20 protein-coding genes and 1 pseudogene are annotated in these 23,502 nt (G+C 61.0%); 14 read left to right on the top strand and 7 right to left on the bottom strand.

Translation table 11 applies throughout. From position 1 onward, the window contains the following. The 9 genes from ACODSN_RS15600 to ACODSN_RS15560 all read left to right on the top strand — a co-directional run. A partial coding sequence (locus tag ACODSN_RS15600) for an antibiotic biosynthesis monooxygenase (protein WP_489056406.1) occupies positions 1-407 on the top strand: 407 nt, incomplete at its 5' end. A 144-nt stretch (positions 408-551) separates the two neighbouring features. Then, complete coding sequence (locus ACODSN_RS15595) at positions 552-956, top strand: GFA family protein (RefSeq protein WP_489056405.1); 405 nt, start codon at positions 552-554, stop codon at positions 954-956. A gap of 462 nt (positions 957-1,418) precedes the next feature. Continuing rightward, positions 1,419-2,462 (top strand): alpha/beta hydrolase, encoded by a 1,044-nt coding sequence (locus tag ACODSN_RS15590; RefSeq protein ID WP_489056404.1) that lies wholly within the window; start codon positions 1,419-1,421, stop codon positions 2,460-2,462. Between the two features lie 220 nt (positions 2,463-2,682). Next, on the top strand, positions 2,683-3,612 hold the full coding sequence (locus ACODSN_RS15585) for an MBL fold metallo-hydrolase (RefSeq protein ID WP_489056403.1): 930 nt from the start codon (positions 2,683-2,685) through the stop codon (positions 3,610-3,612). Between the two features lie 4 nt (positions 3,613-3,616). Next, positions 3,617-5,215, top strand: a complete 1,599-nt coding sequence (locus tag ACODSN_RS15580) for an FAD-dependent oxidoreductase (RefSeq protein WP_489056402.1) — start codon at positions 3,617-3,619, stop codon at positions 5,213-5,215. A gap of 13 nt (positions 5,216-5,228) precedes the next feature. Beyond that, complete coding sequence (locus ACODSN_RS15575) at positions 5,229-5,417, top strand: DUF2783 domain-containing protein (protein WP_489056401.1); 189 nt, start codon at positions 5,229-5,231, stop codon at positions 5,415-5,417. Beyond that, on the top strand, positions 5,417-6,676 hold the full coding sequence (locus ACODSN_RS15570; protein ID WP_489056400.1) for a spinster family MFS transporter: 1,260 nt from the start codon (positions 5,417-5,419) through the stop codon (positions 6,674-6,676). Before ACODSN_RS15575 ends, ACODSN_RS15570 begins: the two co-directional genes overlap by 1 nt. A 121-nt stretch (positions 6,677-6,797) precedes the next feature. Then, positions 6,798-7,607: an IclR family transcriptional regulator gene (locus tag ACODSN_RS15565; protein ID WP_489056399.1), complete on the top strand. Its 810-nt coding sequence runs from the start codon at positions 6,798-6,800 to the stop codon at positions 7,605-7,607. A 23-nt stretch (positions 7,608-7,630) separates the two neighbouring features. Then, positions 7,631-8,365: an IclR family transcriptional regulator gene (locus tag ACODSN_RS15560; RefSeq protein WP_489056398.1), complete on the top strand. Its 735-nt coding sequence runs from the start codon at positions 7,631-7,633 to the stop codon at positions 8,363-8,365. Here the strand turns inward: ACODSN_RS15560 and maiA are convergent. From maiA to ACODSN_RS15535, 5 genes are all read right to left on the bottom strand, one after another. Continuing rightward, on the bottom strand, positions 8,362-9,003 hold the full coding sequence (maiA, locus tag ACODSN_RS15555; protein ID WP_489056397.1) for a maleylacetoacetate isomerase: 642 nt from the start codon (positions 9,001-9,003) through the stop codon (positions 8,362-8,364). The genes ACODSN_RS15560 and maiA overlap by 4 nt on opposite strands. Continuing rightward, positions 9,000-10,316: a fumarylacetoacetase gene (fahA, locus tag ACODSN_RS15550; RefSeq protein WP_489056396.1), complete on the bottom strand. Its 1,317-nt coding sequence runs from the start codon at positions 10,314-10,316 to the stop codon at positions 9,000-9,002. Before fahA ends, maiA begins: the two co-directional genes overlap by 4 nt. After that, the gene (gene hmgA, locus ACODSN_RS15545; RefSeq protein WP_489056395.1) at positions 10,313-11,599 is read right to left on the bottom strand and encodes a homogentisate 1,2-dioxygenase; all 1,287 of its coding nucleotides are present in this window, start codon (positions 11,597-11,599) and stop codon (positions 10,313-10,315) included. Before hmgA ends, fahA begins: the two co-directional genes overlap by 4 nt. A gap of 656 nt (positions 11,600-12,255) precedes the next feature. After that, the gene (locus ACODSN_RS15540; protein WP_489056394.1) at positions 12,256-12,888 is read right to left on the bottom strand and encodes a tyrosine-type recombinase/integrase; all 633 of its coding nucleotides are present in this window, start codon (positions 12,886-12,888) and stop codon (positions 12,256-12,258) included. A gap of 300 nt (positions 12,889-13,188) precedes the next feature. Then, positions 13,189-14,673: an alpha/beta hydrolase domain-containing protein gene (locus ACODSN_RS15535; protein WP_489056393.1), complete on the bottom strand. Its 1,485-nt coding sequence runs from the start codon at positions 14,671-14,673 to the stop codon at positions 13,189-13,191. A gap of 373 nt (positions 14,674-15,046) precedes the next feature. On the opposite strand from ACODSN_RS15535, the pseudogene ACODSN_RS15530 reads away from it, so the two are divergent. Further along, positions 15,047-15,160 (top strand): annotated as a pseudogene (locus ACODSN_RS15530) (transposase); the annotation flags it as partial. A gap of 93 nt (positions 15,161-15,253) precedes the next feature. Here the strand turns inward: ACODSN_RS15530 and ACODSN_RS15525 are convergent. Beyond that, positions 15,254-15,715, bottom strand: coding sequence for a nuclear transport factor 2 family protein (locus ACODSN_RS15525; RefSeq protein WP_489056392.1), 462 nt, complete (start codon positions 15,713-15,715; stop codon positions 15,254-15,256). 625 nt (positions 15,716-16,340) lie between these two features. Further along, positions 16,341-17,597, bottom strand: a complete 1,257-nt coding sequence (locus ACODSN_RS15520) for a serine hydrolase domain-containing protein (RefSeq protein WP_489056391.1) — start codon at positions 17,595-17,597, stop codon at positions 16,341-16,343. Between the two features lie 453 nt (positions 17,598-18,050). On the opposite strand from ACODSN_RS15520, the gene ACODSN_RS15515 reads away from it, so the two are divergent. The 4 genes from ACODSN_RS15515 (at position 18,051) to ACODSN_RS15500 (ending at position 23,423) form a co-directional block, all read left to right on the top strand. After that, on the top strand, positions 18,051-18,626 hold the full coding sequence (locus tag ACODSN_RS15515; RefSeq protein WP_489056390.1) for an RNA polymerase sigma factor: 576 nt from the start codon (positions 18,051-18,053) through the stop codon (positions 18,624-18,626). After that, a complete protein-coding gene (locus tag ACODSN_RS15510) occupies positions 18,626-19,579 on the top strand; it encodes a FecR family protein (RefSeq protein WP_489056389.1) in 954 nt (317 codons plus the stop codon). Before ACODSN_RS15515 ends, ACODSN_RS15510 begins: the two co-directional genes overlap by 1 nt. A 68-nt stretch (positions 19,580-19,647) precedes the next feature. Next, a complete protein-coding gene (locus tag ACODSN_RS15505; RefSeq protein ID WP_489056388.1) occupies positions 19,648-22,356 on the top strand; it encodes a TonB-dependent receptor in 2,709 nt (902 codons plus the stop codon). A 14-nt stretch (positions 22,357-22,370) separates the two neighbouring features. Continuing rightward, positions 22,371-23,423, top strand: a complete 1,053-nt coding sequence (locus tag ACODSN_RS15500; RefSeq protein WP_489056386.1) for an SMP-30/gluconolactonase/LRE family protein — start codon at positions 22,371-22,373, stop codon at positions 23,421-23,423. Positions 23,424-23,502 lie beyond the last annotated feature (79 nt).

Genomic DNA, 23,502 nt, shown 5'->3' with positions numbered 1-23,502 from the left:
CTTCTCAGTGGAAATTACTGGCCTCCCCGGGTCACTTCTCAACGGCAATCAACAGCTGGGCTTCTTCTTCGACCTTTTGGCCTACACAGGAGCATAATGTGAACGCCCCGCAGAGCAGCGAACTCGGATATCATGTCCTCATCATTCATGAGGTAGAAGACTACGAAAAGTGGAAGGCCATCTTTGACGATGCTGCGGGGATCCGGCGGGACGCCGGTGAGATAGCATATCAGCTCCTCGCTTATGATACGGATGCAACGCAGGTCGTTCATTTCTCTCGTTGGACATCGCTGGACGCGGCGCGCGCGTTCTTCGAGTCCCCAAAGCTGGTCGAGATCAGACGAATGGCCGGCGTCCGTGCGCCGGAGTTCCTTTACCTAAACGCGATTGAGTGCGGGCAGCTTTGAAAGTGCTAGGAGCCGTGGCTCCCGGGCTTCAAAGCAGACTTCAGCATAGTTTAGTCCTTGTGGCATCGATTGCGAAAGCAACTTTGGACGTTGTCGGGCAGTTGCGCACAGCCTCAAGCTGCCACGCAAAAGATAGGAGATCCAATGGCCGTCGAGGGATTGATCAAAGGTGGGTGTCTATGCGGAGCGAGCCGCTATGTGAGCGGCGATAAGCCGATCAACGTACGCGCATGCCATTGTCATCGCTGCCAAAAAGCGACAGGCTCAGCCTTCTATGCTCGTGTGATGGTTCCACTAGACGGCGTGCAGATTACTGGTCCTGTCAATTGGTTCGACGGCGGGACGGGCGTTCGCCGGGGGTTCTGCGCTGAGTGCGGATCGACCTTGTTCTCGGAACGGGCGAACGCGAATACCATCGGCCTTACGATGGGCAGTTTGGATGAGCCCGATAGCTTTACGCCATCGGATCACATCTGGACCTCGAGCAAGCAGCGGTGGGTGCAGTTCGACGATGGTTTGCCTCAATATGCTGAAGGGCCGCCTGCCTGAGTGAAGTTGTTATTTGGGGCCGACGGCTCCCGACCACATTCGGCCATTCGGCGGTCCAAGGTTGAACGGCTAAATACGCCTGAAGCCGTCATTCGCGCCGGGATGTGGCGCGGCAATAGCGCGCCTCAATATTGCCGTTCCAGCTTGGTTGGGCGCACGATCTCTAATTGGGCCCGTGATACAGGTTGCCGACTTACATCACGCTATTCGTCCGCGACATATGCGCCACCGCCCTATCCGCCGGGTCTCCGTGGATCTGCGCACCCTTTTGTTTATATCGACGAGCGAGACTGACAGTGTCCCCCCGCAGCAAAACTTTATAGCCGCCACTCCCGATCCCCAATTTACGAAAGACGAATCAATTTGTATTGAAATAATCGTAGGCAGTGATACAGCGCTCCTGATTATGGGATTCCTGCGATGCCCTTGGGCCGAGAGGCGGTCGGATTTGGGAGTGGATTTATGCGAGCTGCCACGCTCATGATGTTGCTCGGCCTTGCCGTCCATGCCGCACCGGCGGCCGCGGCACAGTGCCCACCCAATCCTAACCCTCGCTTCCGCGTGCCCGACAGCGTGTCGAAACAGGCGGCAGCGAAGCTTTGCGTCATTTACGCGCAGACCGAAGCACGCCCGCCAACGCCGCCGCTCAAGACGCTTGAAGACTTCGACCGAATGAATGCGGCAGTCGAAGCCACTGCCCTGCCGGCAAGCCAGAAGTTCGCTGACGCGATAGGCGTTCGTTCGGTCAGGGAAACGATCGGGGGCGTGAGTGTTTTAAGGATCATTCCTCCCAATGCGCAGCGTGGGCGGCCGCCGCTCGTCTATATTCACGGTGGTGGCTATATTGTCCTTTCCGCCCTCTCGATGCAGGTGCTTCCTTCCCTGCTGAGCAAGGCGCTGGGTCGCAACGTCATCTCGATCGATTACACGCTCGCCCCGCGAGGCAATGTGAACACCATCTCAGATCAGGCGATCGCCGTGTGGCGCGCCCTTATAGCTGCGGGGAACGACCCGCGGGGAATGGGACTGTTCGGTGACTCTGCGGGCGGGAACATGGCGGCCGCGTACACGCTGAAGATGCGGGATCAGGGCATCCCATTGCCCGGCGCGCTTTACCTGTTGTCGCCAGGCGCCGACCTGACGATGAGCGGGGACACCGTTGCCACCATTGGGCCTTATGACCCAATGCTGGAAGCGCGGGACTTCAAGCTGTATCTGGACGCTTATGCCGCCGGGACGGATGTCAGGAACCCTTATATTTCTCCCCTTTTCGGAGACTATACTAAGGCGTTTCCGCCAACATTGATCCAGGCCGGCACGCGTGAATTGCTCCTCAGCGAAGCGGTCAGGGAATATCAGGCGATCCGCGCTGGCGGCCATGAGGCGGTACTCGATCTCTATGAGGGCATGCCCCATGTATTCCCGGCGCTGCTCGCGAACACGCCTGAGTCTGACACGGCGATTTCCAGGGCTGCGGACTTCTTCACAAAGCATTTGCGCAATTAGTGGGCGATTCAGGAGGTGCGGTTCTCAAGATCACTAGCCCGATGCAGGTTGGGTCTCCCCAGTTCCGCTTCAGCCCGAGATCGACAGCGTTCTGCTTGCCGATGGGGCGGGTGGGCTGCCCGTCGCAACATATGTCCAACCGGGTTCTGCTCGTCCAGGAGCGTGAACGCCCAATTTCGGAGCTAATATCTTGTCAAAACCTTTCGCATCTTCGGCCGACATGGCGCCCACTAGGGAGAAGCTGGAGATCCTCGCGGACGGCGTTTATGCGCTGACCGCCGAGGGCGATCCTAATGTCGGGGCGATCGAGGGCGAGGATTTTCTCGTCTGCTTCGAGGCGCGCGCGACGCCGACAGCCGCGCGGGACTGGCTTGCCAAGTTGCGCGAGCATACGGACAAGCCGGTCAAATATCTCGTCTTGACACATTATCACGCGGTTCGCGTACTCGGGGCGAGCGCGTTCGATGCGGACCATATCGTCGCCAGCGAAGTCACACGCCAACTGATCGAGGAGCGTGGCAAGGAAGATTGGGACAGTGAATTCGGCCGCATGCCGCGGCTGTTCAAGCAACCCGAAGAGATTCCGGGGCTGACCTGGCCGACCGAAACCTTCGACACAGACTATCGCATCGAACTGGGCGGCGATCGCGGCGCGATCGACCTTAAATATTGTGGGCGGGGCCACACAGCGGGCGATATCGTTGCCTGGCACGACAAATCCCGGACCCTGTTCGCGGGCGATCTCGTGGAGAGCGAAGCCGCGCTCTACACCGGCGATGCTTTCCACTTCGATTGGTCGACGAGGACGCTCGATGCCGTGAAATCCTTTCGCGCCGAAAATCTGGTCGGCGGACGAGGGACCATCGCCCGGGGCGTCGAAGCGACCGATGCGGCCATCGAGCAGACCCGCGAATTTCTGAACGCGATGATCGAGCATGTGGGTCACGCCCACAAGACCGGGGGCAATCTCAAATCGGCTTTTGAAGCGACCCATGTTGCCCTAGCGCCCAAGTTCGGCCACTGGCCCATTTTCGAGCATTGCCTGCCGTTCGACGTCCAGCGCCTGTGGGATGAATTTGACGGGATCGACTGGCCGCGCATCTGGACGATGGAACGCGACAGGGACGTGTGGGCCAAGTTGCAGGGATAGGATTATGCCCACCGCACTGAGCCGGGACGGCATCCCCATCTGGCGCGATGTCGGGGCGACCCCGCTGGATGACGCACAGGGCGATTTCGAAATCGTCATCGTCGGCGGTGGTCCCGTGGGACTGACGCTGGCGCTCGATATGGGCAAAAAGGGCCGGCGGGTGCTGCTGCTCAATAAGCGCGACTTCGTCGCTGCCGGCTCGAAGGCGATCTGCTTCTCGAAGCGCACGCTCGATATCTGGAACCGCCTCGGCGTGGCGCAGGCGATGATCGCGAAGGGCGTCGCCTGGAATGTTGGCAAGGTTTTCTGGGGGGACAGTGGCGAGCCTGTATTCACCTTCGACATGCTGCCGCTCAAGCATCAGGAGATGCCCGGCTTCATCAATCTTCAGCAATATCTTTGCGAAGACCTTCTGATCGACGCGGTGTCGCAGGTTCCCGGCGTCTCGATGCGCTGGGGCCACGAAGTCACGGGGCTGAAGCAGGTTGAGGGCCGCGTGACGCTGGACGTTGCCGCTCCCGGCGGCAGCTATCGGGTCGATACGCCTTGGATCGTGGCCTGTGACGGGCATAATTCTGCCGTCCGCGCGATGATGGGCCTCGATTTCGACGGCCGCGTTTTTGAGGATAATTTCCTGATCGCCGACGTGAGACTGAAACAGGAGCGCCCAGCCGAACGCTGGTTCTGGTTCGATCCGCCTTTCAATCCTGGCCGCTCCGCTCTGCTGCACAAACAGCCCGATGATGTCTGGCGTCTCGATTTCCAGCTTGGCTGGAACATCGATCGGGAAAGCTGCATGCATCCCGAAAATATTGAACCGCTGGTCCGCGGCATGCTGGGCGACGACATCGAATTCGAGCAGGAATGGTACAGCGTCTACACTTTCCAATGCCGGCGCATGGCGCGCTTCGTCCATGACCGTGTCATTTTTGCGGGCGATGCCGCGCATCTGGTGTCCCCGTTCGGCGCGCGCGGCTGCAATGGCGGCGTCGCGGATGCGGACAATCTGGCATGGAAGCTGGATCGGGTCCTTGACGGTCGCGCCGGACCGGATCTGCTTGAAGCTTATAACCATGAAGCGATCGTCACAGCGGATGAGAATATTCTGAATTCCTCGCGCTCCACCGATTTCCTCACGCCCAAGTCGACAACCAGCCAGGCGTTCCGTGATGCCGTCCTGCAACTGGCCAAGGACCACGCCTGGGCGCGCCCGTTCGTCAATTCGGGTCGCCTTTCGACGGCGGTCGCCTATCCCTGCTCGCCCTTAAACCAGGCGGACCAGCCAGACGATAGCTGGCATGGCATCGCCCCCGGGCATGTCGTCGTCGATGCCCCGCTCGACGAGGGTTGGCTGCTGCACGTTCTGGGCGGAGATTTCGTTCTTCTCGCCGCTGATAATAGCGTGCCGACTGTGCCGGGGCTGCGCACGGTTCTGGTCAGTGAACAGGGCGATCGGCAAGGCATGATCCTGTCCCGCTATGATCTGCGGCCCGGCTCGGCCTATCTTGTGCGACCGGACCATTATGTCGCCGCGCGCTGGCGCCATCCGACGGTCGAACTTATCAAATCGGCTTATGAACGCGCCGCATCGCCGGGAGGTTGAAACCCAGATCGCCATGCCACTGTCAAAAACATCGAACATCGCGAATGTCGACGATTTCTATGCGGCGCTCATCGCCCTGCACGATGGCCTCGACGAGCGGCAAAGCGCCCTCGCCAATGCAAAGCTGATCCTGATCCTGGCCAACCATATCGGCGACGGCGCCGTGCTGGCCGAGGCTCTGGAGCAGGCAAGGCGATCCTGATGAAAATCCGCGATCCCCGATGGACACTGGCGTTGCTGTGTGTCGTTTATACCTTCAATTTCATGGACCGTCAGGTCGTTTCTGTCCTCGCCGAGCCGATCAAGCGCGACCTTGGGCTGAGCGACACGCAACTGGGCATGCTCACGGGTTTCGCCTTTGCCATATTCTACACCGGCTTCGGTCTGCCGGTGGCGGCGCTGGCGGATCGGATATCGCGGGTCAAGGTGCTGGCCGCCGCCTGTTCGCTGTGGAGCCTTTGTTGCGCCGCCTGCGGACTGGCGACGAATTTCGCTCAGCTCGCCGCCGCCCGCATCGGGGTGGGTCTGGGCGAGGCCGGCGGGGTCGCCCCTTCCTATTCGATCATCTCCGACCTCTTCCCCCCATCGCAGCGCGCCCGGGCGCTGGCCTTTTTTTCGCTAGGCGTTCCGTTCGGTCTCGCGCTGGGTTCCGCGCTTGCCGGATGGTCGGCAGCGCAATGGGGGTGGCGAACGAGCCTGTTCATCGTCGGCCTGCCGGGGCTGGCGCTCGCGCTGCTGCTGATCTGGCTCGTCCCCGAACCGCAGCGCGGCGGCATGGATGGCGGAGCGGTCCAGCCCAAGGCGTCGCTTCGTGAAACCGCGAAAATTTTCTTCCGCACCCCGACGATCATTTCGACGGCGTTGGCCTGCGCGATCGGCGGCATCCCCAATTATGCGCTGATGGCCTGGATGCCGGGTTACATGATCCGGGTTCTGGGCATGACCTTGACGCAGGTGAGCATCTATCTCAGCCTGACCATTGCCGTCGCCATGGGTGCGGGCACCTGGCTCAGCGGATTTTTCGCCGACCGGCTGGGGGCAGGCGACAAGCGCGCCTATGCCTGGGTCAGCGGCGCCGCCATGATCTGTGCGGTGCCCTTCCTGATCGCCGGCCTCTGCGCCCAGCGCTGGCAGATCGCCTTGCCCCTGTTGGGACTGAGCCTTGGCTGCGCGGGCGCCTATCTTACGCCGGCGGTCAGCTTCATACAGAATTCGGTCAATGCCTCGCAACGCAGTACCGCCGCTGCGCTCCAGCTCTTGCTCGTCAACCTCGTCGGAATGGGCATCGGCCCGCTCTATGTCGGAATGATGAGCGACTGGCTGCACGGGCGCTACGGGACGGAATCGTTGCGGATCGCGCTCGGAGGACTCGTGCCCTTCCTCGTCGCCGCAGCGATCGCGAACCTGGTGACGGCGCGCCTTGTATCGCGCGCAAGAGTGCGGGCGCTCGCCTCGCAATAATCTCCGCGGGGTCCAGGCTTCGTGCCGGTTGCGAAGGCTGTTATTGCCATTAGGGCTTGACGCTGCGATGGCCGGCATCGAGGCTATGACGACGATGCGGTGAACCTGACGGGCGCTGCAAATGGAGGCGAATGGGGTGGCTGCGGAGGCGCGCGGAGTTCAGTCGATAGAGGTCGGCGCGCGTATATTGGAAGCGATCGCGGATGCAGGCGACCTCGTGATGCTGCGCGATATCGCGCTGGAAGCCGGAATCGCGCCGGCCCAGGCGCACTCCTATCTTGTGAGTTATCGTCGCGCCAACCTCGTAGAGCAGGACAGAGAGTCCGGCCGCTACCGGCTGGGTCCTTTCGCGCTTCAGCTCGGATTGGCCCGACTGCGCAGTTTCCACCCGCTGAAGGCCGCCGGAGAGGCAGCGGCGCGATTTGCGACGGAAACGGCGATGTCGGTCGTCATAACCGTCTGGGGCGCCTATGGCCCTACCGTCGTGCAAACCTATGAAGGATCGGATCAGGTCCACACGGCGCTTCGCCCCGGAACCGTCTTTTCGCTGACTGGGTCGGCGACGGGCCGCATATTCTGCGCGCATCTCGGGGTCGAGATTATCATGGAAGCAATCAAGGCGCAGAAGGCCGAAAAACTGCCCTCGCGCATTGTAGGCTCGGTTTCCGACTTCAGGTCGATCAAGGCGGCCCTGCCGCTTATTCGTGAAGCCGGCTATGCGACGGCGACATCGAACCCCATTCCCGGTGTCAGCGCCATAAGCGCGCCGATATTCGAGACGGGCGGCGAATTGACTGGCGCGATCACCGTCATCGGGTCGGCCCTATCCTTCGATATCGTCCCTTCTACCGAGCGCGTTCGCGATATCATCGAACTGGCGCATGCGATTTCCGCGCGCGCCGGCTATCAGCGCCCGGCCACATCCGCATGACCGTTCCAATACACGCGGGGCAGATGAGCAAAAGCGCGGGACGGGGCATCCAGTCGGTCGAGGTCGGGAACAAATTGTTGGTGGCCCTAATGCGCTCGGGATCGCCGATGATGCTGCGGGATCTTGCGCATGAGGCGGGGATCAGCGCGGCGCAGGCCCATGCCTATCTGGCCAGCTTTCGCCGAACCGAACTGGTCGAGCAGGAGCCGGCGAGCGGACGCTATATCCTTGGGCCAGCGGTCAACCGGCTGGCCAGCGCACGGATGGCGACGTTCGATCCAATGTCGAACATCAACGCCCGCGCTCCCGACTTCGCGCATTCTCTGGGCGTCATGCTCGCGCTGCTGGTCTGGGGTCCGGTCGCGCCGACCGTCTATCGCGTTCATGACTCCAGCCAGGCCGTGAATACGAACCTGCGGCCAGGCACGACCTTCAATCTTCTCAACTCCGCCGCCGGAAGAATATTCGGCGCATTCGACGGCTCGCCGGCCGTGGCGGAACGCCTTGCCGGCGAACTGACCGGCGCGGCCGAGCGCGAGAAAGCGGCGTTCGACTCCGCAGTCGGGCGGATCCGCAAGACGGGCTACGCGATGATGATCGAAAGCCCGGTACCGGGACTGGCCTCAATTGCCGCGCCGGTTCTGCGAAATGATGAGTGTATATTGGTCGCCATGATTATCGGCCGGAAAGCCGCACTGGAAGTTGAGGGCGCGGGCAGCGCTGCGGAGGCGCTGCTGGCGTTTACCCGGCAGGTCTAAGATATATCGGCATCGGGCTGGGCCATGGGATGGGCGGCCACGAATGCGGGCAGAAGCGTCGCCGCGCTGTCGATTTTCTGGACAAGCGGGAAAGGGCTCAGATCGACGTCATAGCGACGCGCGGAGTAGACCTGCGCAACGATGTAGCAATCGACCAGCGTCGGCGCATCGCCGAATGCGAACGCCCCGGAATGACGCGCCAGCAACGTCTCAAGCGCCGCAAAACCCTCGCCGATCCACCGTGCGGTCCACGCTTCGATCTGAGGCTGCTCGGCGTGCAGGTCGGCCTTGAGGGTAGACAGGACCCGCAGATTGTTAAGCGGATGGATGTCGCAGCCGATGATGGCGGCCATGGCGCGGACAATCGCGCGATCGTCGGCGGTATCCGGTAACAAGGGCGGCGAGGGATATCGCTCTTCCAGCCATTCGAGGATGGCCGGGCTTTGGATCAGCATTGCGCCATCGTCCGTTTCCAGCGCCGGCACGAGATGCTGCGGGCTGATAGCGCCATAATCACCGCCCTTGTGCGCGGCGGCCCGCAGGTCATGCGTGACCTGCCCGAACGACAGGCCTTTCAGCCCGAGCGCGATCCGGACGCGATAGGCGGCGCTCGACCGCCAATAGCCGTGCAGGATCATGACGCGCCACTATCCACGATCCGCCCGGTGCAGTCTCCGAACCCGATCGGGACGAAGCCGGGCGCTTCGCAGGTCGCGGTGAGGGTCAGTTCGTCGCCGCCTTCGAGGAAGGCGCGCGTCTCGCCGGTAGGCAATTCGATCGGTGCGGAGCCGTTGCGCGTGATCTCCATCAGGCTGCCGAGACCGTCGCTGGTCGATGCCGATATCGTGCCCGTGCCAAGCAGATCGCCGGGCTGAAGATTGCATCCGTTACACGTATGGTGTGCGACCATTTGAGCCACCGTCCAGTACATGTTGGAAGCGGGGCCGCGCCCGATGCGATGCCGGGCCATTCCGGCGTCGGCCATGGCCTGGCTGCGCAAGCCGACTTCCAGCGTCAGCCCGAGTGCGCCGCGCGCCTGATCGGTATCGTCCCACAAATAGGGAAGCGGTCTGGGGTCGCCCTGCGGTCGCGCCGGCTGCGCGATGCGGAACGGCGCAAGCGCTTCGGCGGTGATGATCCACGGCGAAATGCTGGTCAGGAAGTTCTTCGCCAGGAACGGTCCCAGAGGCTGATATTCCCATGCCTGAAAATCGCGCGCCGACCAGTCGTTCAAAAGGCACAGGCCCGCGACATGCGCGTCCGCCTCGCCGATTGGGATGGGCTGGCCAAGCACGTTGCCGGGGCCGATCCACACGCCCAGTTCCAATTCATAATCAAGCTTCTGGGTCGGCCCGAACAGCGGCGCATCCGCATCCGGCGCCTTGCGCTGCCCGTTCGGACGCCGGACCGGCGTGCCCGATGGCCGGATGGACGATGCCCGTCCGTGATAGCCGATCGGAATATGCTTGTAATTGGGCAGCAGCGGATTGTCGGGCCGGAACAGCGACCCGATATTGGTCGCGTGATGGATGCCGACATAGAAGTCGGTATAGTCGCCGATCCGCGCGGGCAGGTGCATGGTCGCCGCCGATCGGGCGATCAGCATCGGTTCCACAGGGGATCGCTCCTCAGGGTTTGAGAGCAGTTCGGACACCGCTCGCCTCAGCGCGATCCGCACCGGCGCGCCCATATCGAGCAGCGCGTTAAGATGCTCGCCCGCCCCTGCCTCGGCGGCAAGCTGCGCCTCACCTAGTAGCAGTCCTGACGCGGCAAGCGCCTTCAAATCGAGGATAAAATCCCCGATCGCGATGCCGCCGCGCGGAGAGTCTCCGGCCAGCGAGAAAACGCCCAGCGGAAGATTCTGGATTGGGAAACAGCTGTGGCCGTTCGCGCTCCCGACCCAGCTCGTCCTGGAGGCATCATGGGTTTCATCGATCGCCGGGCCATTCATCGGGGCAACTCCGCCTTGGTAAAGCCTGACCAGACGTCATCATAATCCGGCTGGCATCCGGGAAGGTTCAGCGCATGCGCGGTGGGATTGATGATGAAGCGGCTTTCGAACATGAACGCCATCGTCCCTTCGATCCTGTGCGGCTTCAGGTCCGCCGCGATGGCCTTTTCATAACTGGCCTTGTCGGGACCATGGCCGTTCATGCAATTGTGCAACGATGCGCCGCCGGGCAGGAAACCACCCTCCTTGGCATCATAAGCGCCGTGGATCAGCCCCATAAACTCGCTCATGATGTTCCGGTGGAACCAGGGTGGCCGGAACGTGTCCTCCGCTACCATCCAGCGCGGCGGGAAAATGACGAAATCGATATTGGCGGTTCCTGGCGTATCGCTCGGGCTGGTCAGCACGGTGAAGATCGAGGGATCGGGATGGTCGTAACTCACCGTGTTGACGCTGTTGAACCGGCGCAGATCATAGCGATAGGGCGCAAGATTGCCGTGCCAGGCGACCACGTCGAACGGCGAATGATCCAGCTGCGTCGTCCACAGGCGGCCGGCAAATTTCTGCACGATCTCGAACGGCGCGTCGATATCCTCGAACGCGGCGATAGGCGTCTCGAAATCGCGCGGATTGGCGAGGCCATTGGCGCCGATCGGCCCCAGATCGGGAAGGCGCAGCAAAGCCCCATGATTTTCGCAGACATAGCCGCTGGCCGAACCGTTCGGCAGGAAAACGCTGAACCGCACGCCGCGTGGGATGACCGCAATCTGCTGCGGCTCGATCCCGATTACGCCAAGTTCGGTCCTGATCTCCATCCTGCCGGATGCGGGCACGATCAGCATTTCGCCATCGCTGGAAAAGAGGGCGCGGCGGTCCATGTCGCGATTGGCGGAAAACAGGTGGATGCCGATGCCCGTGCCCGCGCGTACATCGCCATTGCCCGCGATGGTCACAAGGCTGTCGAGGAAATCATTCGGTCCGTCGGCGGGCTTGAGTGGGTCCCAGCGCAGCCGGTTCGGCGGGACCGGGTCGGCGAATGGTCCGGCGTTGAAATACGCGTTATTCTCATAGACCGAAAAAGGCCCATGGCTCGCCATGGGTCGCATCCGATAGAGCCAGCTGCGCCGATTTTCACTGCGTGGCGCGGTGAACGCGGTGCCCGAAAGCTGCTCGGCATAGAGGCCGAAGGGCGCTTTTTGCGGCGAGTTTCTGCCCAGCGGAAGCGCGCCCGCGATCACTTCGGTCGAAACATGATTGCCAAAGCCGTGATTGTACGCGCGCATCCATTACTCCAGTGAGTTCACGACTGGGACTGTCTGTCGCTACTCTACAGGGCCGTGGCCTAGTCCGAAGCGTACGCGCCATGCAACCGTAATTTGGCTATAGCAAATTCATTCGCCAATCTGCTTTGCGAATGAGGAGGCTACTCATGCTCAAGCCAGCAGTAGGTTTCAGACATCGCCGGCATAAGAAGGAGCGATTCAGAGTCTTGCTACACGATACATTCGACCCGACGGTTGCGTGCAGACGTCTGCGAGCGCATGTCGTCGGCTCCGCTTGATCTACTCAGGCCCCTATTCTGGTTTACCGACTTTACCCGTGCGGGACAAGAAAGAGGTTTCGGCAAGTGACGATCCGAAAAGAGCTCGAGCACAGAGGTTGCCAGTCTGTAATGGTCCAACAGTGTTGAATCTTAATCGGATTTGCTGGCATCAAGAACGAGCAAAAACCAGAGATGTCGTGCCTTTCCCCTTTAACGATTGGTCGGTCGCTCGGCGTACTGGCAACCTTTGAGATTCGGAGTTCGAAGCCTCCTCCACGCACCAGTAGACTTTGGCCGCTTCTCTCGAAAGCCGTCGTTCGAGGAGGGAGATCGGATCGGCACAAAAGTCCCAAGGCTCCAAGTTCGGCCCCTCGCCGAGACGAGGAGCCGAAGAGTTCAAATTTCGGTGTTCTCGGCAAGGGCGAGCGCATCTTCCACGTCGATCCCGAGATAGCGCACCGTATTTTCGATCTTGCTATGGCCGAGAAGGATCTGGACTGCTCGCAGATTGCCGGTCGCCCTGTAGATGATCGATGCCTTTGTTCGGCGAAGTGAGTGCGTGCCATATTCACTTCGCATCAGACCAACCCCTGTCACCCACTCATCGACAAGCCGGGCATACTGGCGGGTACTGAGATGCCCGGCATGGTCGACCCGGCTTGGAAAGACATATTCGTCGATTGTGCCGCCACGCCGCTCTAGCCAAGCAAGCAGGCTGGCGCGAGCGTCTGGGAGCAACTCGAACTGAACGGGACGGCCGGTTTTCTGCTGCATCACGATTGCCCGCGTTCGAATCTGACAGCCGCTGACAATGTCGCGAATTTTCATCTGCACGAGATCGCAGCCACGCAGTTTACTATCGATCGCGAGGTCAAACAGTGCGCGGTCACGCACGCGTCGGCGCTGATTGAGATAGAATCGAATCTCCCATATTTGCTTCGGTTTCAGGGCGCGTTTCGCACCGACGGTCCTGCCAGCATTCCACACTTGGCGCTTGGCGGCGGTGATTTCTGTTTCAGGCATCTCCATGATCGTTCTCCTTTGGCCACACTGGCCATCTGCAGAACGTTTGATGACGAGGATGCGGAGGAGCGGCTTTGGGGCTCATGCCGACCAAACCACGCCGTTCCGACGCGGGGACGGGGATGTCGGCTTATGCCAGAACCGGCCTTTTCGCTGGTCGGGCCGCGGACAGGTAGGAGATCCCCTCAAACGAGCTGGAAGCGAAGGTCAAGTACCGCCGGCGAGATCATCTGAGTGAAGTCCTTATTGCAGGTGAGCACGACATGGTTTAGGAATTCCCAAAATCAAACGCCTGCCAAGATAGTGTCAGTTAAACCCGGCAGGAAGCAGAGCCTCGACTTCTCCTATTGCGAACGATACATCCTGAGCGAGCAGGTATCCTTCGGCGACATTTATTTCCGCAAGCTTTTTGGCCCGATCCAGATAGGCTGCGCGCGAACCGTAACGGTTTTTAAGCTCCTCGACAGTGAAGGCTTTCCAGCCTGAGAAATTGCCACATGTCTGAGTTATGGAACGAACGCTGACCGGAGGAAGCGCGGGAGGAATAGCGGTGCCCAAAGGCAGCCGCGCTGCCAATAGGGGGAGACCGCCAGCAACCGCACCCTCGGCAGTCATGGCTGGAACCCAGAGTAGTGTGCCGTCCAAACGGGCTATACCTTGCAGATGGGGCTTTGCGGGCATGAGTCGGAACCGCGCGTCTGCTGGAAGCCTCACGTCTCCCGAATCGACTCCGATGCTATTCGCCAGCCCCAGCAGGAGCGGCCGAAGATAAAGGGAATCGCTTAGCGGGCTGAGCGGGACTGCAATGCCGCCATTGCACTTCATGGCTCCGAACACGAGCGCGCTGGAGGCCATTCCAGCGGGAGCGTGGGCAGCAGCGGAAGCGTAGCGATGCAGTCCCCGGACAGCAGGCGCGCGCGCGAAAATGCTTGCGCGAACGCGATAATAATCCGTGTAGGAACTTGTATCGACAACTATGGGGTCGCTCCCGGGGCGTGTGAGGAGCTTTGCGGGAGTAAGGGGTGCCCGATCCGGCGGCATGTAAGGAAACTGCTTTTTGCCGTTCGCGAAATGATTGATAGCAAGAACGACACCATTCCCATTACGCAGGAATGCGGCCTGATAGACGCCACGGCCGCTCGAAGGATCGGTGTTGAAGCCCTCCGCGATAAAGCTGTTTACGAACCACGCGCTCTGGCTAACACCGCCGAGAATGCGACGTTGGAAAACCGGTAGTGCACTCGGCCAAGCCTTGCGAAAGCTGCCGGCGAGCAAACGCCCGAAATCGCGCACGATCACCTCGCCGATACCTTGCGCTTCCCCTGGCACGCCCACCGAAATGCCTGTCTGCCACTGGATATTTGCGAGGGAGAGCCCCTTTTCGAACAAAAATTCTGTCTTTGATCCTCCTTGCGGATCACCCTGTGGCTGGCCGCCGCTACGCATCTGTAGCGAGAGAATGTCCGCCATGATAGCCGAGCCGCGATTCGTCGCTTCGACAAGGATGCCGTCCGCGCGAGCGGGATCGACCGGAATGGTCATCTCGAACGTCGTTTCATAAGGCACGCTTTGCCGCCCGGCTGCCACCGCCTGTAGGCCGGCGACCGCCTCGTCCGCCGCCACCACGCCGCGAATGGTTCCTTCAATGTGGCGGAAGGCACTGCTCGCGGTGCCCGCGGCTGGCTCATCTCTGGTGATCTCAACCGATCTGATCTCTGACGGGGTGGCCGAAGCAGCGTTCGAAGCCACGCAAGCCATCAAGGTCAGCGCGACGATATGGATAAGCGTCAAGATGTAGCTCCTTGCTGGCTCCGCGCCTGTGTTCAAGCGCTAAAGGTTCGATTGGTGCTACGCAACGGCGCCAAATTGAGAACGGGCATTCCGCTTTGGGATAAGCCGGACTTCCATTTGCGCGCAGATATATATGGTCGGGATGGGATGGGTGCTCCCTTCCGGCCGAACTGCCGCGCGCGTGTCCGCGCTCGCGCGACGATCGATGTCGGCGGTCGGCTCATCATCATCCCGCGGTGTCTCCCCCAAGGATGGCAGAGAGGATACCCTAAAGAGTCCAGTCTGGAAGTCCTGGCGACAAGGTTAGATGTGAGCTATCAGTAGGTTGTTCATCCGACCCTGACCGAAGAGACTGAGGTTGCGAAGCTTCAGGATCCGCGTCAAAATCCGCGACGAGGGGATCGTCCGCAATAACGCGGTGTACATCGCGCTCGGCATTCTGCCCGACGGCACGAAGGAGATCCTCGGCCTCTGGATCGAGCAGACCAGATCCTTGATCCACGGCCCCAGCTTGGGCGACGGTTGCGCAGCCCGCGCCGTGTATCTGAACTCCGTCGTCCCCTCTAAGGGACAGCTCCTGCTATTTCCTCTCCGGCTTGGTCGCCCCGTCCCAATGCTCTACGATCTTGCCGTTTTTCACGCGGAACAGATCGAACCAATAGCTAGCATAGGTCTTGGTCGGGTCGGCAGGCTCCGGTCGGTCGAGGCGCTGGACCAGCTGCACTAAATCGCCCTCTCCGATCACCGCCTCGAACTTGGTCGTCTTCACCTGCTCAGGTGCCAGTGGCTTCGGCCAAAATTTGCTAAATGCCTCATGGAAGCCAGCCCGCCCGGTCGCCACTGTCGGATTGTGCTGAATATAGTCCTCGATAAGAAAGCTCTCGGCGCAGGCCAGATCGTGACGATCGAAACATTCGTTCCAGAACTTTACAACCAGGGCCTTGTTGGCAGCAACCTCGGCGGGCGTTTCGGCCGGCGCGCTTGCGACCGCAGTTCCCGTCAAAGCCACAATGGCCGCGATGGCGGTAACGAGTATTTTCATGGACGTTTCTCCCAAGGCTTTTGATGATATTTCGTTTAGCGATAATCCCACGGAAAGCACGCGGCACATCCAGTCGATCTTGCAAGAACGGCCTTTTGCAGAAGCGCAACGGCCCCGCGACCACTCTAGACCCGAAACATTGAGTTGCCGCTATCCCCTTCTGTCAACGTCGGCAAGGCGCTCAGCCTGCCCCAAGATTGCCGCGTAGCCTAAGTGTTCGCTGATTGTTCGCCCTTAGCGTTGTTTGGCGTACCAACCACGCTATGCCCTCCACCAGGCTGCGCCACCGCCGCACAGCCTCCGCGCGCTCAAGTCAGACCGTGAGGTGTTGACCACTGGTCGCCGAACCAACCGGCTCGCGCTGCCCCGACGCGGGAAACCGCTGCGGACTGGCTGGATGCTCGCCGAGACGGGGAGCCAGCTAGCATCAATTGACCGTAAGAAGGTGTCCATTCGTCGTAGGCGCGGCAACATAAAAACGCAGACTTAGCCGTTGTGGTTGAGGCCCAGTCCGGGCCTTCGAAGGCGATGCACCGTCCCGGCTCCATATCCGTGCGCCACTCTCCAACGCCTATCACCAGCCAGTAGCAAATGGTTCGGGTTTGTGCCTGGCGTAGCTGTCCCCCTAGTGCCGGGCCCGTGCCCCGCTTGCCACGTATTTCGTTTTCTCCACCGTAAAGAGTGCGTTTAGGAGCGCGGCGAGCCGCGGATCGGTTCCGTACCAATTGGGGTTCAACATTCTGTTGGGCGTATAGGAAACGCCCAGGCGACGCGCCGGATCGGCAAATGCCGTGCTGCCCCCGAAGCCGCAATGGCCAAAGGATGCGGGGTTTGATCCGAACCTCGTCTGATCGAGGCGAAATCCTGCCGCATATCGGCCCAGTTCGCCATGCACTTGGTTTACGCCGGCAATGCGCGCGCGGGTCGCTTGCTGCAGCACGGGCTTGCTGATCAGCGGGGCCACACCCGGCTGGTCGCTGCGAACGAGATGAGCATAGAGCTTGGCGAGATTGCGGGCGTTTGAGGTGCCGCCCCCGGCAGGGATCCCATGCTCACGATCTTTCCGCTGATTGGGCCCCCACGGAATGAAACCCGATGTGCTCGACGCCGCCGCAGCCGCCGCAGGATTTGGGGCGTCAAAACCCAGACTGTTAGGATCCATCGCCGATACCATCGTGGCGGCGCGATGCTCTTCCTCGGGCGGAAGACCCATGAAGGCATCGATCTTAAGCTTCGATGCTATCTCCTCGGCGAAGAAACGGCTGACTATCCGGCCATCGGTTCGCCGGACAAGCTCGTCTGCAAGCGTGCCAAAGGTCAATGAATGATAGCCAAAGACGCCCGGCCGGAAAAACGGCTCCTGTGCGGCGAGCCGCGCGGCAAGGGCCTTGTGCTCGTAAAAATCTTCGATCGTAGTGGGACCGCGGGCTCCTGTAAGCCCCGCCTGGTGAGACATGAGTTCCCCGACGGTCACCGCCGACTTGCCCTGTGCGGCGAATTCGGGCCAGTACGTCGCCACGGGCGCTTCGTAGTCGAGCTTTCCCCTGTCCACCAACATTGCGATGCACATCGAGGTGAGGCCCTTCGTCGTCGACATGAGCGTGTAGAGCGTATTTTCGGTGACCGGAACCGCCCCGACTTCGTCTGCGCTGCCGCCCCACAGGTCAACGAGGGGCGCGCCGTCCCGGTAAACAGCGAAATGGGCGCCAATCTCCTTGCCTGACGCGAAATTGTCCTCGAATGCGGCACGGACAGGCTCATATCCGGGGGCCACGGTTCCATGGACCGCGCTACGCGGGCTCGGGCTGCCGGCAACGCGCTTAGGCATCTCAGCGGCCATGGCCACACCGGCCAACTGAAGTCCGGCTGCGCCGACGATCATATCCCTGCGAGTCAGAAAACCCGGTCCCATATTCTTCTCCTTACGTCATACTTACGTTTATACTTATATGCTTATCGGTTCGGGGCGACCGAAAACAATCGGCTGTGGTGCCGCGTTAATTGCGGTTGAGGTCTTGGCAACTGATCGACGATGCCTTGTCAAGGGCGGGCAGGCTTGACTTGGGTCTGAAATGTAAAAATCGCAAAATCTACTATAATCAGATATTTATAGTAGTCCGAAAGGATTTCGACATTCGAGCGTTTGGCTTCAAGCGATATCGAATGTCAGAATCGGACCACCAGCTTGGTGAACCCATGCTGATTTATCCTGCCTTGCTTGGATCGCGCAAGAGCTGCGAGCACGTAGTTGCGTATCCGCGTAAATGGCCCAGGCATAGGGTATTTGGGTCTTCGCGAGTCTTGACATAAGGGCCTGATCGCAGGCGGAGGAAATATGTTCAGCGATGACGAGTTGAACGGCTGGTTTCGGCGAGAGGTGCTCAGCCTTGAACCCTCGCTGACGGCTTTTCTGCATCGACATTGTTCACAGACCGACGAGATCGCCGACCTGCGTCAGGAAGTGTATGAAAAGGTGCTGCGCGGCGCAGCCCAGGCTCTGCCGGACCGGGCAGCCGCTTATATTTTCGCGATAGCGCGTAATCTGCTCATCACCCGCGCCAAGCGGGCGCGCATTGTCCGCTTCGATTTCGTGGCCGATCTCGAAAGCTTGCCGGTGCATGTCGATTGGCTGACACCCGAGCGGCACGTGAGCGCCAGTCAGGAGCTTGCTCGCGCACGCGAGGGCCTGGAGCGGCTACCGACCCGTTGTGGCGAGGTTATGCGGCTACGCAGGGTTCAGGGTATGAAGATACGCGAGATCGCCGACCATCTCGGGATCGGTATCGATGCTGTGGAACAGCAGATCACGCGCGGCATCCGCCTGCTCGCCAACCACATGCTGGAAACTGAAGCTTCATCCGGTGCCGAATGCGCGGTCATCCCTGCCGGCAAACCTCGGGAGGGCCGGTGATGTCTGCCGAACTCGTCGAAATCCGGGCGGCCCGGTTCCTGATGCATCGTGACGACGACGACTGGTCACCTGCCGACCAGGCCGATCTGGATAGATGGCTAGCCGAATCCCCCACGCACAAGGCGGCTTATTGGCGGCTGGAGGAAGGATGGCGCCAGACGGATCGGCTGCGGGCGCTTTACGATCCTGTGGAGATGCGACAACCGGCGCAGCGCCGATGGCATTCTATCGCGTCCTTTGCGCTGGCGGCGTCGCTGGTGATCGCGGTTGTGGGATCTGCCATGTGGCCCCGGCGCGAGCCTGCACAGATCGTCAACCTCGAAACGCATATCGGCGAGCGGCGCACCGCCCGTCTTCCGGACGGAAGCACGATCGATCTCAATACCAATACCAAATTGCGGCTGGCCTTCGAAGGGGAGCGCCGCTCCGCCTGGGTGAGCGGGGGAGAAGCCTATTTCCAGATCGCGCATGATCCGGCCCGGCCCTTCGTCATTCATGCCGGAGGGCATGATGTGACGGTGCTGGGCACCAAATTCTCGGTGCGGCGCGAGCGGGACCTGTTGCGGGTCGCCGTCGTTCAGGGTGCGGTCCAGCTCAAGGGCGTCGGGCGCGGCGCGGCGCTGGGATCCACAGTGCTGCCGAGCGGATCGACAGCGGTCGCCAACAGCGTCGCGACCATCGTCAGGCGGGAGCCGCTGGACAAGCTCGATCAGGGGCTGCGCTGGCGCGACGGTGTGCTGGTGCTGGACGGCAAGACGCTCGGCCAGGCCGTGGCAGAGCTAAATCGCTACAACCGCATCCCCATCGTGGTGAAGGGCGACCAACTCGCGGCAATGCCAATCGGCGGGACTTTTCAACTCGGCAATCGCGAAGGTTTCGTCCGGCTCCTGGGCGAAGTCTATGGTGTGCGCATGTCGCGCGCTGCGGATGGAAAAATAATTCTTCAGCGCTGAGCAGGGGTTTTTCGCTCCCCGATAGTCCTACCCTCTGACGGCATATATAGCCGCGAAAGGGGAGAGGCATGAAAAACTGGAAGTACGCCACGGCTGTGGTCATCTGCGGGAGCCTCCTGGCCTACGCAGCACCCGCAATCGCACAAGATTACACCATTCCCAGAGGCGATCTCGAGCCGGCGCTCAAGCAGCTTGCACGAGAATCGGGACTGCAGATGGTCTATCGGCCAGACCAGTTCGCGGGCGCCGTCACTTCCGGAACCAGCGGCAGTTCTTCGCCAGAGGCTGCATTGGTCCAGCTGCTCAAGGGCACCGGCTTCGTGGCCCGCCGCGATGCTTCTGGGGCTCAGGCCATCATAAGGGAAGCACCAAAGGCTCGCCCTATCGCGTTTCAAGCGCAGCAGCCGGTTCAAAACGAGCCAACTGTACGTCCGACTGCGGCCGCACCCGCCGATACGGGTGCCGGCGACATCATAGTTACCGCGCGCAAGCGTGAGGAGACGCTGATCGACGTGCCCGTCGCGATCACTGCGGTGACCGGCGCGGAACTGCAAAAGCGCGGCATCAATTCGATGGACGGCCTTGCCCGCCTCGTGCCCCAGCTGATCGTTGGCGAAAGCGCCGGCGCCCAGGGCGGCAGCATCGTGATCCGGGGTATCAGCGGCTCGGACGGCAACCCCTTTGCCGACCAGGCCGTATCGTTCAACATCGATGGCGTGCAGGTGGCCCGCGGCAATATTCGCCGCATCGGGCAGATGGATATGCAGCAGGTCGAGGTTCTGAAAGGACCTCAGGCTCTGTTCTACGGCAAGAACAGCCCCGGCGGCGTCATTTCCATCCGCACGGGCGATCCGACGAAGACGTTAGAGGGCAGGGCGTCGGTCGGCTATGAGTTCAACGCCCATGAATGGCGCGGTGAAGGCTACATCGCCGGGCCGATCACCGAGGATCTGGGCTTTCGCATCGCGGCCTATGGATCGAAGATGCGCGGCTGGGTTGAGAACACAACACCGCGCGACCTGATCACCGCGCCCAAGCATCGCTATGCGCCAAGGTCCGAAGAATTTTCGGTCCGGGGAACATTGAAGTACGAACCGACGGACAATTTCGACGCCCGCCTGAAGGTTACTTATGGCGAAGTTCATGATGACGGGTTTACATCGAACCTCCAGCTGGTGGCATGCCCGGGCGGTGCACCACTGTTGCCCCAGATCGACAATTGCCGCGCCGATGACAAGGTTTCCACCGGCGCGCGAACCCCGAACTTCGCCCTGCGCCATCCGCCTTTCGGCAAAAACGATGGCCAGCAGCGAGGGGATAGCACGCAGACGCTGGTCAGCTACGAAATGAACTATCGCCCGAGCGACGAGCTGACACTGACCTCGGTGACCGGTCTGTATCAACTGAAACAGGACAGTTTCATCAACGTGAGCGCGACCTATGTGCCGGCAAACATGGTGGCATCTCATCAAACGTTGAAGTTTACGGAACTGTCGGAAGAACTTCGCCTCACCAGCAATTTCGATGGGCCTGTCAATTTCATGATCGGCAGTCACTTTCAGACGAGCAAGGCGTCGCAGGCTTTGAGAGCCTTTGCAAACGGAAGCAATTTCACGACGGTGCCGCCGCTGGTTCCATCGGTGCTCGCGAACAACCTGGCCGAGCAGAAAGGCCGCGCCTATTCGGCGTTCATGCAGATGCAGTGGGATATTACCGAGCAGTTCGAACTGTCAGCGGGCGGTCGTTATTCCTATGAACAGAAAAAGCTGCCGGTCGCCGAAACCGGAACTGCCGTTGATCCGACAACCGGGCTTGTCCTGCCCCGGGTGCCCATCCTCGCCCAGGGTTCCAAGAACAGCTGGAACGACTTTTCGCCCGAAGTCACGCTGTCATACCATCCCGACCGCAACCTGAACATCTACGGCTCCTACAAGCACGGGTTCATCTCCGGTGGCTATAACGGGGGGGCGGCCAACCCGGTCCTTCCCGTGGATTACGACCAGCAGACCGTCAAGGGCTTCGAAGCAGGCGCCAAGGCGTCCCTGCTTGGTGGCGACCTCCGCACCAGCCTGTCGCTCTATACCTATGAGGTAAAGGGCCTGCAGGTCACGATCAGCACGGGTACCGGCGTCCAGGAACTCAAGAATGTCGGCAAGGTGCGGAGCAAGGGCGGAGAATTCGACTTCTCCTACCGCACGCCGTTGGAGGGGCTGAGCCTGCGCGGCGCCATCGCCTATAACAAGGCGCGCTACCTCGACTATTTCGCGAGCTGTTATCGGGGCCAGAGCAAAGCGCTCGGATGCACGTTCGTGGCCGTTCCAGGGGGCCAGCCGGGGCAGGCGATACCCGCTGCTCCAGGCCAAAGCGGAACTTTGCAGGACCTGGCGGGCACCGAAGTGGTTCGCACACCGGAATGGACGGGCAATGTCGGCTTCGACTATGAGATGCCGGTCGGAGCCGGAATGAAACTGGGTCTGTCGACGAACATGACGTTCAGCGCCAGCTACTTGTCGGACCCGAGCTCCACTCCCTATGCACGGGTGCCAAATTACCAGCTGTTTGACGCGACCCTGCGCCTCGCACAGCAGGATGATCGCTGGGACATCGCGCTGATTGGCCGTAACTTGACGGATAAATATTATTGGGCCAGAGCCAGCGGCGTTATCTTGACTGGCACGAACCCAGGCAATGAAACCGGGCCTTCTGTACGTCCCGATTACCAGGCATCGGTGAGCCGTGGTCGGGAAATCATGCTGCGCGTGTCGACCAAGTTCTGATGGCGAGGAGCATCATGATGATGACAGCATCTAAATGGCTGATGGCCTGCGCCTGCGCGATTGTCGCAGGCGGGGCAGCATCACAGGCCCCGTCGAAAGCGGGGCCGACATCCTATCCCACTCTCAGCTATCCCACGACCAGCCGCGCCCCAGCTATACCGCCAAGCGAGGTCGGGCTCCAGACGATCGTCGCACAGCCCTGGTACAGCATGACGACCAGCATGGCGGCGTTCGGCGGGATGGATCAGAACCTCTTCATAGAGGGTCCCCTGTTCGATGCGCAGGGTAACCTCCTGTTCGTCGAGGTGCAGGGGGGACGGGTCATGCGGCTTTCCCCCAAGCAGGACCTGACGATGGTCCTGCCCAAGAATGAAGGCCATTCCTCCGGCCTGGCCTTCCTGAAGAACGGCCGTATCCTCGTGGCGGGCGGCGGGGGCCATATCGTCTCGATCCGGCCGGATGGTTCGGACAGGCAGGTCATCGTCGATGCCAGGGCGGGCTATAAGCCCAACGACCTTGCCATGGACAAGGAAGGCGGTTTCTACTTCACCGACTTCAAGGGCAACAATACCGACCGGACAGGCGGGGTCTATCATGTCGCTGCGGACATGAAGACGATCACCCCCATCATGACCGGCATGTCCGAACCCAACGGGATCGCGATCAGCCCGGACGGCAAGACATTGTGGGTCGGCGAGGTAGGGACCGGGTTCCTCCATCGCATCAATCTCGTCACACCGACGCAAATCGGACCCGTCGTCGCCACCACCATGCGCTACCATTTCACCGGTGCGACCGTGGATTCGCTGCGGACCGACAGCGACGGCAATGTCTATGCCGCGCTCGCCGGCGAAGGCCGGGTCATGGTGTTCAATCCCAAGGGCGTCCCGATCGGCCAGATACTGATCCCCGACCGGGAACGTGGCGAATTGCTGTTCACCACCAGCATGGCGATCAAGCCGGGCACCCGCGAGCTCTATATCCTGTCCAGCGATTATCCCGGACGCACGGCCAAGATCCATCGCGCCGGCGCCTTCGCCAAGGCCGCAGCCTCCCCCAGCCCCTGAGGGGCCGCAGCATGTGGTTATAACACCGCATCAGGGCACCATTGCCCCTCGCAGAGGGAGCGAAACGGAATCGGAGGTT

It is taken from the genome of Sphingobium sp. FG11, assembly GCF_057809915.1.
The sequence above is the reverse complement of the archived record's forward strand: the minus strand, read 5'-3'. Positions and strand labels throughout refer to the sequence as shown.

Coding starts and splice junctions, on each gene's coding strand:
- ACODSN_RS15595 (WP_489056405.1), top strand. CDS start 552: ATGGCCGTCGAGGGATTGATCAAAGGTGGGTGTCTATGCGGAGCGAGC.
- ACODSN_RS15590 (WP_489056404.1), top strand. CDS start 1,419: ATGCGAGCTGCCACGCTCATGATGTTGCTCGGCCTTGCCGTCCATGCC.
- ACODSN_RS15585 (WP_489056403.1), top strand. CDS start 2,683: ATGGCGCCCACTAGGGAGAAGCTGGAGATCCTCGCGGACGGCGTTTAT.
- ACODSN_RS15580 (WP_489056402.1), top strand. CDS start 3,617: ATGCCCACCGCACTGAGCCGGGACGGCATCCCCATCTGGCGCGATGTC.
- ACODSN_RS15575 (WP_489056401.1), top strand. CDS start 5,229: ATGCCACTGTCAAAAACATCGAACATCGCGAATGTCGACGATTTCTAT.
- ACODSN_RS15570 (WP_489056400.1), top strand. CDS start 5,417: ATGAAAATCCGCGATCCCCGATGGACACTGGCGTTGCTGTGTGTCGTT.
- ACODSN_RS15565 (WP_489056399.1), top strand. CDS start 6,798: ATGGAGGCGAATGGGGTGGCTGCGGAGGCGCGCGGAGTTCAGTCGATA.
- ACODSN_RS15560 (WP_489056398.1), top strand. CDS start 7,631: ATGAGCAAAAGCGCGGGACGGGGCATCCAGTCGGTCGAGGTCGGGAAC.
- maiA (WP_489056397.1), bottom strand. CDS start 9,003: ATGATCCTGCACGGCTATTGGCGGTCGAGCGCCGCCTATCGCGTCCGG.
- fahA (WP_489056396.1), bottom strand. CDS start 10,316: ATGAATGGCCCGGCGATCGATGAAACCCATGATGCCTCCAGGACGAGC.
- hmgA (WP_489056395.1), bottom strand. CDS start 11,599: ATGCGCGCGTACAATCACGGCTTTGGCAATCATGTTTCGACCGAAGTG.
- ACODSN_RS15540 (WP_489056394.1), bottom strand. CDS start 12,888: ATGGAGATGCCTGAAACAGAAATCACCGCCGCCAAGCGCCAAGTGTGG.
- ACODSN_RS15525 (WP_489056392.1), bottom strand. CDS start 15,715: ATGAAAATACTCGTTACCGCCATCGCGGCCATTGTGGCTTTGACGGGA.
- ACODSN_RS15520 (WP_489056391.1), bottom strand. CDS start 17,597: ATGATCGTCGGCGCAGCCGGACTTCAGTTGGCCGGTGTGGCCATGGCC.
- ACODSN_RS15515 (WP_489056390.1), top strand. CDS start 18,051: ATGTTCAGCGATGACGAGTTGAACGGCTGGTTTCGGCGAGAGGTGCTC.
- ACODSN_RS15510 (WP_489056389.1), top strand. CDS start 18,626: ATGTCTGCCGAACTCGTCGAAATCCGGGCGGCCCGGTTCCTGATGCAT.
- ACODSN_RS15505 (WP_489056388.1), top strand. CDS start 19,648: ATGAAAAACTGGAAGTACGCCACGGCTGTGGTCATCTGCGGGAGCCTC.
- ACODSN_RS15500 (WP_489056386.1), top strand. CDS start 22,371: ATGATGATGACAGCATCTAAATGGCTGATGGCCTGCGCCTGCGCGATT.